Annotated in this window: 20 protein-coding genes and 2 pseudogenes; 1 reads left to right on the top strand and 21 read right to left on the bottom strand. The window is 36.3% G+C overall.

All coding sequences use genetic code 11. The annotated features are described in order from the left end of the window. Window positions 1–90: 90 nt before the first annotated feature. The 3 genes from H7J92_RS16135 to H7J92_RS17990 all read right to left on the bottom strand — a co-directional run bounded on the left by H7J92_RS16135 (window position 91) and on the right by H7J92_RS17990 (window position 2,513). On the bottom strand, window positions 91–777 hold the full coding sequence (locus H7J92_RS16135) for a M23 family metallopeptidase (protein WP_009496597.1): 687 nt from the start codon (window positions 775–777) through the stop codon (window positions 91–93). Window positions 778–911: 134 nt separating this feature from the next. Next, a complete protein-coding gene (locus H7J92_RS17995; protein WP_343228102.1) occupies window positions 912–1,895 on the bottom strand; it encodes a GMC oxidoreductase in 984 nt (327 codons plus the stop codon). A 135-nt stretch (window positions 1,896–2,030) separates the two neighbouring features. Then, window positions 2,031–2,513: a GMC family oxidoreductase N-terminal domain-containing protein gene (locus tag H7J92_RS17990; RefSeq protein WP_343228101.1), complete on the bottom strand. Its 483-nt coding sequence runs from the start codon at window positions 2,511–2,513 to the stop codon at window positions 2,031–2,033. A gap of 215 nt (window positions 2,514–2,728) precedes the next feature. On the opposite strand from H7J92_RS17990, the pseudogene H7J92_RS18080 reads away from it, so the two are divergent. Then, window positions 2,729–2,821 (top strand): annotated as a pseudogene (locus tag H7J92_RS18080) (hypothetical protein); the annotation flags it as partial. A gap of 150 nt (window positions 2,822–2,971) precedes the next feature. On the opposite strand, the gene H7J92_RS16120 reads toward H7J92_RS18080, so the two are convergent. The 18 genes and pseudogenes from H7J92_RS16120 to H7J92_RS17735 form a co-directional block, all read right to left on the bottom strand. Then, on the bottom strand, window positions 2,972–3,937 hold the full coding sequence (locus H7J92_RS16120) for a hypothetical protein (protein ID WP_221837961.1): 966 nt from the start codon (window positions 3,935–3,937) through the stop codon (window positions 2,972–2,974). Window positions 3,938–3,980: 43 nt separating this feature from the next. Continuing rightward, on the bottom strand, window positions 3,981–4,376 hold the full coding sequence (locus tag H7J92_RS16115; RefSeq protein ID WP_221837958.1) for a hypothetical protein: 396 nt from the start codon (window positions 4,374–4,376) through the stop codon (window positions 3,981–3,983). 416 nt (window positions 4,377–4,792) lie between these two features. Beyond that, window positions 4,793–5,746: a calcium/sodium antiporter gene (locus H7J92_RS16110; protein WP_221837955.1), complete on the bottom strand. Its 954-nt coding sequence runs from the start codon at window positions 5,744–5,746 to the stop codon at window positions 4,793–4,795. A gap of 122 nt (window positions 5,747–5,868) precedes the next feature. Continuing rightward, window positions 5,869–6,309 (bottom strand): NUDIX domain-containing protein, encoded by a 441-nt coding sequence (locus H7J92_RS16105; protein ID WP_078816666.1) that lies wholly within the window; start codon window positions 6,307–6,309, stop codon window positions 5,869–5,871. Window positions 6,310–6,358: 49 nt separating this feature from the next. Then, on the bottom strand, window positions 6,359–6,706 hold the full coding sequence (locus H7J92_RS17985) for a ferredoxin reductase domain-containing protein (RefSeq protein ID WP_343228103.1): 348 nt from the start codon (window positions 6,704–6,706) through the stop codon (window positions 6,359–6,361). 87 nt (window positions 6,707–6,793) lie between these two features. After that, entirely contained in the window at window positions 6,794–7,069 is a 276-nt protein-coding gene (locus tag H7J92_RS17980) for a hypothetical protein (protein ID WP_342746507.1), read from the bottom strand. A gap of 94 nt (window positions 7,070–7,163) precedes the next feature. Continuing rightward, window positions 7,164–7,574, bottom strand: a complete 411-nt coding sequence (locus tag H7J92_RS16095) for an SRPBCC family protein (RefSeq protein ID WP_221837952.1) — start codon at window positions 7,572–7,574, stop codon at window positions 7,164–7,166. Window positions 7,575–7,600: 26 nt separating this feature from the next. Further along, window positions 7,601–7,900 (bottom strand): ArsR/SmtB family transcription factor, encoded by a 300-nt coding sequence (locus tag H7J92_RS16090; protein ID WP_009496591.1) that lies wholly within the window; start codon window positions 7,898–7,900, stop codon window positions 7,601–7,603. A gap of 427 nt (window positions 7,901–8,327) precedes the next feature. Continuing rightward, window positions 8,328–10,151, bottom strand: a complete 1,824-nt coding sequence (locus H7J92_RS16085) for a serine hydrolase domain-containing protein (RefSeq protein ID WP_343228100.1) — start codon at window positions 10,149–10,151, stop codon at window positions 8,328–8,330. Between the two features lie 204 nt (window positions 10,152–10,355). Then, complete coding sequence (locus H7J92_RS16080; RefSeq protein ID WP_078816669.1) at window positions 10,356–10,784, bottom strand: RND transporter; 429 nt, start codon at window positions 10,782–10,784, stop codon at window positions 10,356–10,358. Window positions 10,785–11,475: 691 nt separating this feature from the next. Then, window positions 11,476–11,838 (bottom strand): VOC family protein, encoded by a 363-nt coding sequence (locus tag H7J92_RS16075; protein WP_078816670.1) that lies wholly within the window; start codon window positions 11,836–11,838, stop codon window positions 11,476–11,478. Window positions 11,839–11,912: 74 nt separating this feature from the next. After that, window positions 11,913–12,302, bottom strand: coding sequence for a DUF4181 domain-containing protein (locus H7J92_RS16070; protein ID WP_246603080.1), 390 nt, complete (start codon window positions 12,300–12,302; stop codon window positions 11,913–11,915). 382 nt (window positions 12,303–12,684) lie between these two features. Continuing rightward, on the bottom strand, window positions 12,685–12,954 hold the full coding sequence (locus tag H7J92_RS16065; protein WP_221837943.1) for a hypothetical protein: 270 nt from the start codon (window positions 12,952–12,954) through the stop codon (window positions 12,685–12,687). A 45-nt stretch (window positions 12,955–12,999) separates the two neighbouring features. After that, complete coding sequence (locus H7J92_RS16060; protein ID WP_221837941.1) at window positions 13,000–13,365, bottom strand: EamA family transporter; 366 nt, start codon at window positions 13,363–13,365, stop codon at window positions 13,000–13,002. 36 nt (window positions 13,366–13,401) lie between these two features. Then, a complete protein-coding gene (locus H7J92_RS16055; protein ID WP_221837940.1) occupies window positions 13,402–14,007 on the bottom strand; it encodes a stage II sporulation protein M in 606 nt (201 codons plus the stop codon). Between the two features lie 121 nt (window positions 14,008–14,128). Beyond that, window positions 14,129–14,365: an ATP-dependent Lon protease gene (locus H7J92_RS16050; RefSeq protein WP_221837939.1), complete on the bottom strand. Its 237-nt coding sequence runs from the start codon at window positions 14,363–14,365 to the stop codon at window positions 14,129–14,131. 605 nt (window positions 14,366–14,970) lie between these two features. After that, window positions 14,971–15,621, bottom strand: coding sequence for a DUF3885 domain-containing protein (locus H7J92_RS16045; protein WP_246603078.1), 651 nt, complete (start codon window positions 15,619–15,621; stop codon window positions 14,971–14,973). A 143-nt stretch (window positions 15,622–15,764) separates the two neighbouring features. After that, a pseudogene (locus tag H7J92_RS17735) lies at window positions 15,765–15,905 on the bottom strand (dihydrofolate reductase family protein); the annotation flags it as partial. Window positions 15,906–15,926: the final 21 nt, after the last annotated feature.

The following is a 15,926-nucleotide window of genomic DNA, read 5'->3' as shown; positions in this document are numbered from 1 at the left end:
ATAATCACGACTATTGAAACCTTCCTGTTAGTTTCTCACACAGGTACATTATACGAGCCTATTTTCATTTATTCCTGTTCATCAGAATTTTTAAAATCTTATTCTATCCTTATTTGTTGGAATCCCATTATTTACTTTTTCCCATAGGCCATTTTTAAATATTTCGTATTGTTCAAAAGCAAAAGGCAATCCATTTGCAGTAGCTATGTCACTACTATCCATAAGTTGAAAATGCAAATGCGGAGCAAAGGAGTTACCCGAGTGACCAACTCTACCAATAACTTCACCTTTTTTTACACGCTGACCAACTGAAACCTGAATTGACCCTGTTTGAAGATGGACTAATCCAGCATATATATTGTCGGCACATTCTATAATGATGTAGTTGCCAGCCACTGATTGTATGTCGTCTTTTTTTAGGTCGAAATAATGAGCATTTTTATAAGCGTTAGACATATCTGAAAGCAATTTTGTTCTTGCTCGTTCTTTATAACCGTCCTTTGCTTGGACAATGATTCCTTCACAAGGAGCAAATACTTCTTGCCCCCAACAATAATAATCATCTAAGGGAACCCCGAAAAGTAAATATTGCGCCAAACTAGTGCGATAGGCGGGCCAACCCATTCTTTCCCAATCCACTTGAATAAAGTCATAAGCATATCTTGATCCTAATTGGTTTGTGCCGTGACTAGGAATTTTTGTCCCTGGCGTGTTAGGAGAGTACCATTCTCCTCTTAAAGGAAACTCTACAATTATCGGCTCGCGTGCTTCAATCATCTCATATCCCTCCTTCGTCGATTCTTTGGTTGAGGTACCTGTGCACGAAACTATTGAGTTTGTTTAAACAATTCGAAAATCTCAAGATTTTTCACATTAGGTACCTTGTATTATAGCAGCCACTGTCACCTCGTTTAATGACCCGCAAGGAGATGATCCGCAATGTTTGCTCCAATGAAGAATGCAGGCGCCGAGGTGTTACCGTCCGAAACGAACGGTGCAATGGAATCATCTGCAACTATCAAATCCTGTACGCCAAAAACGTGTCCCCTGGCATCTACAACCCCACTCTTTTCATTGGGTGCCATTCGAAGCGTACCTTGTACATGATGTGTGGGGGCAAGGTTGTTCTTTATATACATTTCAAGCTTGCTATTGTCGTTAATAGTATCAAGTGTGGGCGAAACAAGTTGATACTTTGGGTCAATCTTTAATAGCTCCGCCGCAATATTTCTAATATAGATTTTGTAAACTGTTTTAAGGGATTCCAGGTCGGCTGGGTTATTCAGAAACCCCTCGTCCGCAAGCACAATCTTTAATGGATCATAGTTTTGGATTTTAACAGAACCACGGCTTTTTGGTTCTAACAGGAAAAAGACAATGTTTAACATTCCATTAGAATCAATTTGGCCAATAATTTGTACCCCACGACGGTTTGGATCAGATCCAGGCGTTGGGTCCGGTAAAAAGGCTCCACCTGTATAAAGTGCAAATGGATCATTGGCTGGCAGTGCTTTGTCGTTTGGATTCGTTGTAAAAGTAGCTGTATTGGCGGAGTGGGTGGTTAGGTTCATTCCGACATTGGGATTATGAAACACAATGGGGATTCCGGCTTTATCCAGGATGTCTGACGATCCAATTCCAGAAAGCATTAACAGCTGAGGACTATTGATTCCAGCGGATACAATGACCTTTCTGCGAACGTACGCACGGACACACTTCCCTGCTCTAAGGAACTCGACGCCAATTGCGCGTTTTTCATTATCAAAAATCACACGAAGAGCTGTTGAATTATAATATACTGTTAGCTTTCTCTCATTTACGCCTTGACCACTCACAGTCATAACATCGGGCGATAGAAAGGCGGTATCCGCACTCTCTCGTTGACCGTCAGGCATCTGATAAAGTTGCTATCTCGTAAAGGGACCAAGTGGCGTATTCGGGTCATTATAGTCAAGAATTCTTGAAAGACCAGTGGCCCGTTCCATAGCCGAAACCATCTTTTCTGCCATGTCAGTTGGGTACGCCGGAGTCTATCTGATATTCAATCGCCCGCCGTATCCCCGAGCATATGGATTATAGGTTGCACCGTTGTAGTTCTCCAACTTTGCAAATTGATAGGTTTCCTGTTCAGGCGACCAAAGCGGTCCAAGGCTTTTCTCCCATTGTTTTATATTCACTTGCGAAGGTCGTACATATTGTTCATTATTAACTGAGGAACTGCCGCCTAGAGTCCGTCCACCCGTCCACTCAAAGGAACGGCTATTTACGTTTTTCTGTGGGACACCCTTTCCCTGCCAAAAATATTCAGGCAAATAGTTATCCGTTAGAATGAATGGCGGGGCAAAAAGCGAATTGCTTATTGGCTGCTCCCCACTGTTATGATCCCCCGCCTCCAAAACAAGCAAGGATGTTTTTTTATCATCTGTCAGCTTTTTCGAAATGACTGATCCAGCTGGTCCAGTACCAATTACGATATAATCAAACGTTAAATTCCCACTATGAACCTTACCCACCCCAGCACCCCCATATTAGCCTTTGCATGTTTATAAATTAGCATATGCATCCCTATATAAAGGTGCCCATTTCCAATGATAGACTTATCAATACCTTATATTACGCAACTTAAGATAATGAGTATTATTCCTCCCAGCTACAAGACTCGAAAGATTTAGGCGATTTTGTTTTGATTGCTCATTAGTGGCGGGATTTTGAATCCCCCGGCAAATTAAATATACACATCGTCGAGTGGGCCCGCGTCGGTTTAATACTTGGCTTGCTTGCGATGTTTTTGTATTTTGTGATTTTGCTGGCCAACCAATGAAAAAGACCCTGACTAGGCGGTATTCAAATAGTATTGCGTGCTAAATTGTATGAGTTCTTATCAATTGCTCATTAAAACACCCCATTTCTATTAATAAAACGCCCAATACAAAATATTCTTTTGTAAGAATTTGAGAGGCAAGTTAATTGCCTAACTCTCTTGTTGTATATGTGTAATCATATAATTTGTAAAATAGCTCTTTACTTTTTCTAGATTCAGCGCGCTGTATAGGACAATCCCTTGTGCATCATGATCGAACGTTAAAACGACTTTATCACTTGATTTGAAAATTCGGTTACGGCCAGTTCGGTTCTCCAGCTTATTTTGAGATACAATGAACGTATCGTTTTGATATGCTAAGTAAAATAATTTTTCGAACACAATATTTAATTCATCGGTGTTCTTTACTGTTAAAAAGAAGCCGGGGACTTCCGCATGATACATCCCTTTTGAAGAGAGGGTCAACACACGCTGCCCAGAGTCTATATATTCTACATCATACTCCGCCCAATCCTTCTGCATTTGACGTTGCTCTCCGTCGTGCGTTTCAATATAGATAGACAATGGATAAAAATAAAGATTTTCAATTGTTTCAAAAGCAAATTTCTCCATACAATCATAGTCCGTATTGATATAATACGATTTAGCCTGTTCTTGTAAATCTACATCACGTTCTCTATCTTTATCGGGAATATAAATTTCCAGTTGAAATGGCAGCTCTTTCACTGGCAACACACCACATGGCAAAGGCACTTGTTCATAAAACGATACATGTCTATTAAAATCGGCAATCACTTTGTCGTGTTTATCATATATAACGCTCGTACATTCACTGATATTATTTGCTGTAATCCAACTCCTGGCAGCGTCATCTAAAAAGAATTTGTAGCATTTACCATGATGATCTGTTTTTACTCGTTGGTTTTTAAAAAGCTTCTTCATCTGCTTTAGTATCTTCTCTTCAGTTAACCCTTTGTACATCAATATATCCACAGTACAGGCTTTCATAATAAAATAATCAAAAAGCATTTTCCGCTGATTTTTCACTTCGTTATTTCGCACATCGAACTCAGGTGAATCGATATCCAATTCATTCGTTTGGTCTAAAATATACACAACTTCACCTCTAGTTCCGTTTTTAAAAACTTCACTTTCCAGATTATAGCCTATAGGATTTAATTTCTTTAACTTTTCCAGTCCTCGAACTATTACTAAATGTATATACATCACAGAAGTCAATTTCTGTACCATTTATTAATGAAATCACACCATTTATAGAAGCAAATTTCCCGTGAGTTATCACTTGGTAAATTTCAAGGCAGGAAACAAGGTTTTTAACTTCATCTTGCAAGGTAGTAACAAATGAACCTATACCTTCTATTTTTTTATGATCTTTTAACTGATACCATATAATTGATTCAACTGCATACTCCTTAATGATTTCATGTTGCAGCTTAACTATAGCTACTGTAAAGTCAATGACTATTTGTTTTCTTGGAGCATTATTACATCCTTTTGGAATGATAAGTTTCATTTTATTTGGGGAACTACTCACTCATTTTGACCTCCTAAAAAATCTAATTATATTTGTTATACTTTATTTTAAAAAGGCAGTTTGGTAAAGAAAATTTCCACCTGAATCAAGTTCTTATTCTATTCGTTCCACTTTGAACGCGACGGCAGGATGTTAGTTCCATCAGTCTCTTCAACAGTTCCTTAAACCTTATAAAAAATAATATAATTTAACATTCGAAGCCGACTCTCTCCTTATGTAAAAAACGCAATTTTTAAAAGGACCTGGCTCTATCATCTTTCCGTCATATAGAAAAGAAGATAACACAAGGTCAATTTCATCAACCGTGTCATCTTCTTTGGTCATACCGCGACTTCTTTCACCAAGTCTCATCACCAAATGTGAAACTTGTTATAGCCCGGGGTTTCATACAGCACCCCAGGGCATAACGGTTCCCATTAATTCCGTATTATAATATATACCAAATAAACAATATAGGCGGCAGCAAGCACTGATCCTTCCCGCTTCCCAATCTTGAAATTGGTCCTTGAGAAAATCATTAACACAACAGTTAGGACGATCATGAACACCACATCAATAAACACCTTATCATTCACGGCTAATGGAGAGATTGCAGCCGAAGCACCAAGTACAAATAAAATGTTGAAAATATTACTCCCTACAATATTCCCCAGTGCTATTTCACTTTCTTTTTTCAGTGCCGCCGAAATAGATGTGACAAGTTCAGGAAGAGATGTTCCAATTGCAATAATTGTGAGTCCCACCAATGTTTCACTCATGCCAAGAGAGTAGGCGATTTTTGTACCATTATCTACTACTAAATCCCCTCCAAATATAATAGCAGCCAAGCCTAATATGGTAATTAATATATTTTTACCCCAGCTGATATTCTCAGGTACGGGTTCATTCGCAGCATTTTTTCGGCTTTTTAGTCCAATCTCGATAACGTAATACATGAAAATGGAAAGGAACAATAAGAAGATGAATCCATCACCACGTGTAATCATGTTGCTGCTGAACCCTTGCAATGCCATGTCACTCATAAGAATAAGCAATGCCACACTTGCGAGTAAGGTAAATGGAATTTCTTTTCTAATAGTCTCACTTTCAACCTTCAAAGGATATAGAAAAGCAGCCACTCCTACGACGAGAGTAATGTTAAAAATATTGCTTCCAACTACGTTTCCTACTGCAACCTCAGCACTTCCTTCCAGTGCTGCAATAATACTGACCGTCGCTTCCGGTGAACTTGTCCCAAAAGCTACAATTGTTAACCCGATTAAAATAGGCGGAACCTGAAGCAGTCTCGCGATATTGGAAGCCCCGTCAACAAAATAGCCAGCTCCTTTTATTAACAATGCAAATCCAATAATTAATATTATATATGCCATTGGTTTGTTTTCCTCCTAGTCATTCACGTATTTTTACTATTCTTTTCTGTTTACCTTAAATACATACCCTATTATTACGGAATATAAAAACGGATAACGTAAAAACGATTCCAGAATATTGGTCAGCGAATAAATGCTGCTTCCTTTTTTGAAAGAGCATCCTCTAACCATTGAGGGTGCATTGTTAACAGATCTTCTGGTAAATTATCCTGGCCGAAAAATTTAATTTCAAGCGATTCGTCTGAATTACATTTCAATTCCCCACCTGTAATTTCAGCAAGAAAACAAGTCGTTATAAAATGAACTGTCTTGCCATTTGGATAATTGAAAACTTGTGAATTAGGATCGGAATAAACACCAATTAGCTTTTCAATTCTTACATCTAAATTCGTCTCTTCTTTTACTTCTCTTATAACTGCTTCAGACACGGTTTCACCAATTTCCACATGTCCTGAAGGGATACCCCACAGGCCCACATCCGCTCTTTTTTGCAATAGAACTTGATTCTCTTGGTTCAAAATAATTACAGCAACCCCGGCTTTTAATGCATCAATTTTTTTCAAATTAAAACTCCTTTCTTCTAGAAAATGGTCTGGTTGTGTGTGTTAATTTTTAATTTCCGAAAAAGGCATCTTTTTTGATATTTTGTTTTGAAATATTATTGTTTGTTAGGGATATTGAAATTGTATCTACCATTGGCTTCGGTCCCGCAATATAGTATTTACTACCATTCTTATATACATTGGTAAACTTGTCTATTTCCTGATGTAATTCATCTCTTGAATCAAGGTAAGTTACACTTATTGAAGTGTTTTCAGCAATTCCATCAAGTTCATCTTTAAATATAAATGCTTTATTGCTATCTAAATAAAGCAGATGTAAATTATTCTGTCCAATCTCTTCAGTCTTCAATTGTGTTATTATCGACCGAAATTGTGTTATTCCGATCCCGCCTGCAATTAGAAGGGAAGGACTGTTATTTTGGAGATAACCCGCCCCCCCCGCCTAATGGTCCACTCATTTTAAGTTTCATGCCTTGTTTTAACTCTAACATGGCTTTCTTAAAATCGCTTGGTTGATACTAATACGCATTGTGAGTCTAATCACATTCTCGGTTGGAGCAAATGCAATAGAAAATGGCCGTATCGGTTTTTTTGTCTTCCTATGTATAATCGTAAACAGACCATGTTGTCCTGCTTTCCAGGTTAAACCCTGTTCTTTTTCGAATAGAAAGGAATATACCCCTTCAGACTCTTTTTTGCTTTCTATTAATAACAATTCTCTCTTTTTGAATATTGATAAGGTATCTTGAATAAAGCTCATCATCCTGTTCTCCTTAAAACGAAAAACAGATCATTTTAGTGATCTGTTTAACATGATCTATTTTATCCATTCATTTAATTAAAGCAAAATACGATTATTGTTCCAACACTTTTTTAAGTTGCTCACCAAAGTTCGTCCAACTATATTTAGCTCCTTCAATAGCTCCTTTGGTTGCTTTTGTTTCCTCACTGAAACCTGTTTGTTCAAAATGCAAATGTGTAGCAACGTCCGCACCTGTTTTCAATGTCCATGTAATCATAGTGGTTTCTCCAGCGCTTGCCCAAGTGTAAGACAATATATGAGGTTCCTCAACTTTGAGTACCTCCCCATTAACAATTCCATCCCACCATTCATTTGGCTCAGAACGGAATTGGAATTTTTCTCCGACAGCTGGTTTAAAGTCATTGTTCCATATCCATTTTGCCAACATATCTGAATCTGTTAATGCCTTCCACACTTGTTCAATAGAACTTGTAAATTGAAAATCTAATGTTACGTCTGCCATAGTTTATTCCTCCGATAGTAATTTTTTTAAATGCGACACTTTTCCACCCAAAAGTTCTCATAAAAGGATACCCAGTCTTTAATTTCCTGCAAGGGGGCCGCATTTATTCGATACCTTGTTTCCCTTCCAACTTTACGAACGGTAACCAAACCCGCTTCTCTCAGGATAGCCAAATGTTTAGAAACTGCAGTACGCCCTATTTGGAATGGGGCAGTTAGTTCGTACAAAGGTAACTCCCCTGCATCTGCCAATATACGTAGCAATTTACGTCTCGTTGGGTCTGCGACGGCTTCATAAACATCACGACCTTCTTTTTTCTCGCTCAAAACCTCCCCCCCTCACAAATAGGATACCATTCAGTGTCTTTACAATAGGTCACTAAATGGTGTCTCGTCAATGTTTATTATTGGTATAACTGGCATAGATTTATTCTCTTGTTATTAAGTAAATTCTTGAACTGAACCAACCTTCTGAGTTGGACAGTAATTAAATCAATATTATTTCATTATTTCTCCTTAGGTGAGGTAAAGGACCTTTAAATTCTTATTCCCCTAATATGGGAATGACAACTTTTTTCAAGGTATTCTCCACCATTTCCTTTTAATCAATGATATTTTCTTCTACTTCCCTTAGCTATTTTATTCAACTAAATGGCCTGGTTGTTATACAATCTATTTTTAAAGTTGTCGTTCTATTTTGGTTGTATCTATACTTGGTATCTCAAATTATTTTCTCATTATCGACATGAAATATTTAATAATAAAACGCCCAATACAAAATATTTACGCACAAAATAACTGTAAAAATAATTGTCATAATCCAAACGATTTTCTTATATTTAGATAGTATTTTACCTTTTATTTTAACAATTATAAACCCACTATTGATAAGAGTGATCACTATATAAACAAAATTTAAAGTTAAAAATGGCTTAAGAAATGAATAACTTACCATAGATGAGGCCTTATAAACTATCCAAAGAATATTAGTAAAAACAAGTAGATTTAAAATATGTTGAGTAAATAGTAATAAGTGCAGATATTTTTCATTCCATATTCTTCTAAAAATCGTGACTATACTACAGAGTAAAGAAAACAGTATAGCGAATAATCCTAGAATAATTCCTCCCCACTCTAGGAAGTGTTTATAGTAAGGGACGTAAAGTAAATCTGAATACATATTAGATAACATTTTTTTAGTTTGCGGATGATGTGAATAAAGGTCCAGACTGTGTATACTGAATCCATCTTCTGTTCTGTAGATGCCTGGTTCTAGCTGTGAATACTTCAAGTCGTTTACCATTAAATCGTGTGACCCATTTTGCTTCGTCTTGCTTCTTAAAAATAACCCGTACACTCTACTAAATCCGTGTCGTGGTAACCGGGCCGGCTCATAAATACCTTTCCACTGAGATGAATCTTCTACTTTTTCTTCATTTTCTCCATGTTCATATTCTCCAAAAATGATTTCAGGAATCCCCGCTGTGAACGTACTTTCATCTTTAATGTTTGTCAACACTAAAACTCCGATACGTTCTTTTCTATCTACATAAAATGAGGAGCTAAAAGCCTTAGAATTCCCACTGTGACCATAAACATGCTGACTTTTCGAAGGTAAATAAAATAAACCGTTTGCAACCCTTGGGATATTGATTTCTGGGTAATATAATGTTGGCTCAAACATTATATTAATCGTTTTTTTATCTTTAAATAAGGGGGTTCCATCCTCGGTTAATAACGCTTGTAACAGCTTTTGCAGATCTGTAGCTGTTCCCATAGCACTACCTACTGGATACATAGGAATCGAGTAAAAATTAGGTTCGATTAATTGCAGCGTATTCGAATATCCCTGCACTTCTTTCCGCCGTTCTTTCACCCATTTGTTATCGTCTTGTTCAGGATCTATTGCGGTTTTCGTCATTTGAAGTGGTTCTAAAATATTCTTCCGTACGTATTCCCGATAGTCTAGACCACTCACTTCCTCAACAATATAGGCAGCGAGACCACTACTGTAATTTGAATAGGCAACGACTTCATCAGGAGGAAATATTTGTTTAATATCGGCCTCTTCAAGTACTTCTCGTAAGGAGCTCTTTTTTGTTGAACGATGAATCATTAAATCTGTATAACTATCATCAAATCCCGCTGTATGATGCATTAAGTACTGCATCGTGATCGGATCCTCAAATTTTGTTTTGGAGCGGAAATTATTTGGCAAGTAAGTCTCAATATCTGTTTCTAAATCAAGCATTCCTAACTCTACTAATTGCAAAACACTGATCCAAATTAGAATTTTAGAAACGGATGCCCATTCAAAAACCGTATTTTCATTAACTAGGTGTTGTTCTTCTATATTTGAATAACCTTTCATTTTGTAAATGATTTCACCTTGGTCAATTACAATCGTTGCTAATCCAGCAACATTTCCCTCGTGTTCTAGCATATAATTCTCTAATTTATTTTCTAAATCAATATGTTCATTCGCAGAAAACGTTGACTGAGGGTTATATCCAAATAGGATCCAAAGGAGTAGAAAACAAATGAAAGTATTAAAGAACTTATTATTGTGATTACTCACTTTGTTCCCCCCTTTTTCTATCAATTGAACTGGATGTATAACTTTCTGATACATTTTATTGCTCGCGAAAGCCCTTATCTCTGACAAGGCTAATAACTATCAAACAACCGTCCGAAAGGGTTCCTAAAATTGCTACTTTACTCCTCACTAGACTTCAATCGACGTATTAAATTGTCCTATAATAATTGCAGAAAAAAGTGGTGGCTACGTATTATTAGATGACCTTTTCCGTTTTTCATTCAATAAATAAACGGAATACACTATTATTAATATCATTCCTACCACGATAGCAATGGCTAAGCCAAGTAGTCCCACCATGCCTACCCAGCCAACTGTAAACGTTAAAAAAAATAGCGAATACAATAATCCTGCTATGATCAAAGCAATGGGAACATTGAAAGGAAACAGTCGCTTCCAACCTAATCCCAAAAAGGTCAAAAGAAGAATTAATACTACCGAGAAAGCTGTGTGTATTGAACTCCAACGAAACTCAGCGCGAGATTGATCAGCATCAAAAGAATGTGATGTACTATTTATATCTAAAAATGCAAAAACTGCTGTAATAACCCCTATCAAAACAAGGGATATGAACACAAACCAATTAATTGTTTTTAAAATACGCTTATTAATCATTTTACCCCTCCACACAGACGATCTTTTCCCAAACAAATTACCCCCCTCATAATTACTAAATGAGATATTACTATATTTTATTCTGTAATCTGGATCCGATTCAGGCACAGTGTTCTTCGTAGACTAAACCCATTAATTTTACACTATCAGTCTTACCGTTTTTCAGTTTTCTGAAGAGTCAGAAGAGAAGGCCTACCCCGATAACGATTAAAACACTTGCAACAATAACAAAATAAGTCGTTTTAAACGTCCAACTAAGTGAATTCAAATTGAACACGAGAGAGCTGCCTTAACCGACAAACATAATTACCGATGCTACTAATAATCTTCTCTTCATTGGCATTTTCCCTTTCTGAACTCTATTCACAAATCAGCTCCAATTATGAAGAATGAGCGCTGATCTTTTTTCAAGAACAGCGCCCATTAGGTGAATTAGCATCCTTTTGTTGATAAATCATACGATATACCTTCAGAGTCCTTATCACTTATCTAACTTATCGGCAATATTCTGCAGTATGTCATTTCTGCGGTCCTGTATTTTAATGAATTTCACTAGAAACCAAACAATGAATATAGCCGGAACCATATAAAATAACAAACCTAAAATGGGAAGAAAAGCAAAAAATATACTACCATCCATGGTCTAACATCCTTTCTTTTCCGGTTCAATTCAAGCTTCTGAATCTCAACCTCATACTTCCTGGATCATCTCCACTCGGTTACCAAAAGGATCTCTGAATTCAAATCGTTCGAAACCTGGGATGGGAACTCCTTCAATCACTTGAATGTTATGCTGTTTTAACACGCTTCTCCAATATGAAATATCCTGTACCTGATAAGCTAAGTGAGCTTTTGTTGTGACTCTGTCAAACCCATCTTCTGTCCCCACGTGAACGTCTCGATCTCCGACTTCTAACCAAAATCCCCCACGTCCTTTTAAGGAATCCGGCTTTTCTCTCTCCGTTAAACCAAGAATTTCGCAATAAAACTTTTTCCCCTCTTCTTCAGCCCCAGTGGGAATTGTAATCTGTGCATGGTGTAAACCGATGATCATAATATAACTCTCCCTTTAATTAACTGATAAAGCATCTCTATCATAAAATTTGTATAAATCGCGCCTAATTAAGGTTATCCAAATAAGCCGAAAAAATCAGTTATAAATAACGAAAATAAAAGTATTGAGAAAACTACCATTTGAATAATCGTGAAAATATAATTATTCCCATTTTCAGCATATCGTTTTTCCATAACAGCTCTAACTGTTTCAGATACAATCATAAAGGCGAATAAAATGAAATACGTCTCCAAAAACCAAATACGCTCTGTAGGTACGCGTGTAATGTTAACGGAATAACCAATTAACAGCAAAACAATGGAAGCAATTCTAATTGTCCAATCAATCTTTTTATGTTTGGCATTTACATGGTCATACGAAAAAGGCTTTTTCTTTTCCACGTTCAGCCATTTCCTAAGAATCTTATTAAGAAAAAAGACGAAAAGACTGAAAACAGATATCATTAGAATTAACTTTACAAAAATACTCCCCATGACCGATCCACCATCTTCCAATTAATTTTTTATTGACGTTTCTTTAGGATCGTTGCAATCTATTGGGAAAATTAAGCTAGAGAAAGTGAATCACCAAAATAGGACAATTCGATATTGGGAGTTAAGCTTTCCTTTCCACATACACACTCGAAATTCCTAGCCCGAATAACAGCAATACCCCTACTAGAGTTAAATTCGACCATTGCAGTCTCGAATCAAACAATTGCAAGAAAAAGGTAATAACAGGTATGAAACATAAAGACATCATAACCAAAAAAGTTTCACAGTACTGTATTCCTTTTTGCAGTAAGTACATGGGGATGAGAACACCTGTAAATGTTATTACCAAAATTCATCCAATATTCTCTAGCGCATAATCAAAAATCAGATCATATGTAAAAAAGAATGATAGTAAAATAATGCCGTAAAATCGTTTTGATAATATCATTGAACTCGTCCAGCCTTCATTGCTTAACTGCTTGGAATAAATAGTACATAACACTGCGCCTAAACCACATGCCACGCTCGCAAAAATACCAAGAAGAACATTCACATCCCATTGTATTGCGGTAGCGGATTGTCCCGTGAAAACTGCATAAATTAGCAAAAAAGTCGTAAGCAAAGTTCCAACTGCTATTCCCCATTTTTCTAGTACAACGGCTTTTCTTTAAAAAAGGGTAATCAAGATGACAAACAAAGGGCCAATCCCCATCTCCAATGAACTGACAATGGCTGGCTCAATATACTTCAACGCATAGTAAAAACCCATGAACGTTAACGCGGATGAAAGATTCAACTTTACTAATGGAGAAATGGCTTTCCGCCAATAATAAGGCAGCCTTTGCTTACGTGCAAACCATTGAAAATAACAAGTCGTAATAAAAAAACTAATACCGGTGAATAAAAAAGGATGAACAGATTGTACCCGATTCCCATAATAAACCTGACTTAGCGCAGTGAGGATTGCCGATAATATGAGAGCCGCTACCCCGATCATATATTTGCTTTGAGTCCTGTCTGCAGCATATTCCATGACACTCCGCTCCTTTTAAAAAGCTTTTTCTATCAATTAAAATAAATTATATAGGAAATCGGCTATGTACGTTTCCAGTAATGCGGCTAAAATAATGATGGGTAAAACAAAAAAAGCGTACGTCCTTACAGTTGCTAAAAATGGCTTAATAAATGATAATCCCAATCTATCTTTCTTAAATATATTTTTTATATTCGCTCTAATCACTCGGTTCAATTCAAATAGAGCCGCTGCAAGTAAGCATAACGCAAAAACCTCAAAAACATAGTGAGGAAGAGAAGAAAGTATAATTTCAAAGCCTTTTCCAAAATCACTTTGCAACGCAACTCCAAAAAGAATTCCTGGCAAGGAGACTGTTGTAATGATATTGAGAAAATACAAAAATTGTATTGGAATCAAGGCTAGGATAAACATCTGAAAAGGTACCATGAAACCGTTATTTACAATATATGACCATACTTTATCCACACCAGTAGCTTCTTTAACTTGTTCGGACGCCCTACTGTCTATTCCTTTCATTACCTCTTTTAAATCCGGATTGATTATGTACGTTATGATTGCGGCAAGTATTGTTATGGATGCTGCAAATATGAAAAACTTAATAGCTCTTTTAAATAAAGCCTTATCGATTATGTTTGGCATAGTAGACGTTACGATTTGGAATCATACTCCTTTTTTAAACATTCACGATTGTTTCAATAGGCTGGACTATTGGAACTTCGCGATCATTTTTTATACAGATACTCTCTATGATACAAGAACATCATACATTAGTTTCCCGTTCTCTTTCTTCCCTCTCTTTTATGTATCTTTCATAAACATCTTTCGATCTGTCATTGCTATTGATCGGTACTACCTGTTTATGTATCTCATTAATTAAGATAAATAACCTGAAAATGACTCCAACAATAATTGCACATAAAATATATATTCCAATAGGACCGAGGAAAACCAAGGTGCCTAAAAACCCTGCTAAGAGAACGGATAACAACAACTTCATTAAAACCCTCCTTAATTTACCTATTTGTAATCAGTTAAATGAACTTTTACTGGCACAACGTTGTACGGCTTTTTCCTCCAGACAAATCACCGGCAACGTTGCTATTTGATAATCTTTTTATTAGTGCCAATATGAAATAGTGAATAACTCCACCGACCATGCCGAAAATAAGCATAGACAAAATTGGAAATAAATCATATAGAACTACGCTCCCCAAAAGACCTGCCAAACTGCCGAAACCCGCATATAAAAACGTCTTTATCCATTTCGAACAATTTTTAATTCTAGCGGAAAAATCGATGTACAATGAAACTGGGAAAGCCTCAAACATAAAAAACGGAAATGAATAAAGGATCACTACCAGTATTGTTGGACCGAAATTCCAAGAATCATGTAAATATGTTATTGAATAGATTGCTAAGAGAACCCAAAAAGTACGGTGGAAATCAAGATCGCTAAAAAATAGAGAGAAAAGCGATTAAATGTCTCATTATAGCTCATGTCATTTATAATCCCTTCTTATTCTTTCCTACCACTTAAGAAAAATTTGGTCATATGTTGCTTTAAAGTCTGACTCGATTCTGACATATGATTGTTCGAGTAATTCAGTGGCTCTTCTTAAAGATGTTATCAATCTCGTCTCGGTCGTAATCTAATATCCATTCATTGTATTCTTCAAAATTACCTCGAATTGTATCTAGTGAGTTAGCTAGCAAATCACAACCACGATCATCATATATGTGAAAGATCGTGTTTTTACTGACATTGATAAAATATATTCTGTGAAAAATACTTGGCCTTACTCCCATGTCTTGGTTGCAAATTGCTTTAAGTATAGGAGAGTAGTTTAAATCAGATACTTTACATTTTAAACTGAATCTATGTGTGCTATATGTTCCTTCCTCGTCATCTTCTGGAAAAATGTAAGGAATTATATGGTGTTGTAACTTAAATAGGATTGCTTTTTCCTTTACATACTTAGTAAAGATGTTTAATTTTCTCTTGTAAGCTTTGTGCTCCCCAAAGTCATTCACATCCACTACGATGTAAACATCATCGTTCGACGAATGGATAGATTTAAATAAAGTACTAGCTCTTTTATAAACCTCCTCTAAATAAGAATGGCTTTCATGGATATTTTCTAATTCGTAATTCACTCCTAATTCATAGCGAATACCAATACTCCAATTATAAAATAGTGGTGGTCTAAGTTTTAAGTTAGGAAACTTTTCTTGCATATATTGATCTACTGACATATTCCATCCTCATTTCTTTTAACAGGACAATCCTCTTTTAACAATTTGGCTCTATTTCTGAACAAACGAAAATTCTCGTTCAAGAATTGCACACGATTGTTGTAAAATTTACTAACAAATATTGCCTAATGACATTTTTGTATTTAATTTCTATCCAAATGGTAGATTAATTGAACAACGCCGGAAGAATAAGTTGTGGTGTTAATCAATTTCAAATTCAACCTCTGTCTTATATCAATAAACAGTGGTCTCCCTTCCCCCAAAACCACAGGGTGGATTGTCAACACTAAACTGAACAAAACTTA

Source organism: Sporosarcina aquimarina, from assembly GCF_019748715.1.
Taxonomy (GTDB): Bacteria; Bacillota; Bacilli; order Bacillales_A; family Planococcaceae; genus Sporosarcina; species Sporosarcina newyorkensis.
Note: the sequence above shows the minus strand (reverse complement) of the source record. Positions and strands in the feature narration are given on the sequence as shown.

What these genes read in the sequence shown, in the direction of transcription:
- H7J92_RS16045 (WP_246603078.1), bottom strand. Translation starts at nt 15,621, where the DNA reads ATGTCAGTAGATCAATATATGCAAGAAAAGTTTCCTAACTTAAAACTT.
- H7J92_RS16110 (WP_221837955.1), bottom strand. Translation starts at nt 5,746, where the DNA reads ATGGCATATATAATATTAATTATTGGATTTGCATTGTTAATAAAAGGA.
- H7J92_RS16060 (WP_221837941.1), bottom strand. Translation starts at nt 13,365, where the DNA reads ATGGAATATGCTGCAGACAGGACTCAAAGCAAATATATGATCGGGGTA.
- H7J92_RS16075 (WP_078816670.1), bottom strand. Translation starts at nt 11,838, where the DNA reads ATGATCATCGGTTTACACCATGCACAGATTACAATTCCCACTGGGGCT.
- H7J92_RS16070 (WP_246603080.1), bottom strand. Translation starts at nt 12,302, where the DNA reads ATGATATCTGTTTTCAGTCTTTTCGTCTTTTTTCTTAATAAGATTCTT.
- H7J92_RS16080 (WP_078816669.1), bottom strand. Translation starts at nt 10,784, where the DNA reads ATGATTAATAAGCGTATTTTAAAAACAATTAATTGGTTTGTGTTCATA.
- H7J92_RS17995 (WP_343228102.1), bottom strand. Translation starts at nt 1,895, where the DNA reads ATGCCTGACGGTCAACGAGAGAGTGCGGATACCGCCTTTCTATCGCCC.
- H7J92_RS16135 (WP_009496597.1), bottom strand. Translation starts at nt 777, where the DNA reads ATGATTGAAGCACGCGAGCCGATAATTGTAGAGTTTCCTTTAAGAGGA.
- H7J92_RS16050 (WP_221837939.1), bottom strand. Translation starts at nt 14,365, where the DNA reads ATGAAGTTGTTGTTATCCGTTCTCTTAGCAGGGTTTTTAGGCACCTTG.
- H7J92_RS16095 (WP_221837952.1), bottom strand. Translation starts at nt 7,574, where the DNA reads ATGGCAGACGTAACATTAGATTTTCAATTTACAAGTTCTATTGAACAA.
- H7J92_RS16055 (WP_221837940.1), bottom strand. Translation starts at nt 14,007, where the DNA reads ATGCCAAACATAATCGATAAGGCTTTATTTAAAAGAGCTATTAAGTTT.
- H7J92_RS17980 (WP_342746507.1), bottom strand. Translation starts at nt 7,069, where the DNA reads ATGAGCTTTATTCAAGATACCTTATCAATATTCAAAAAGAGAGAATTG.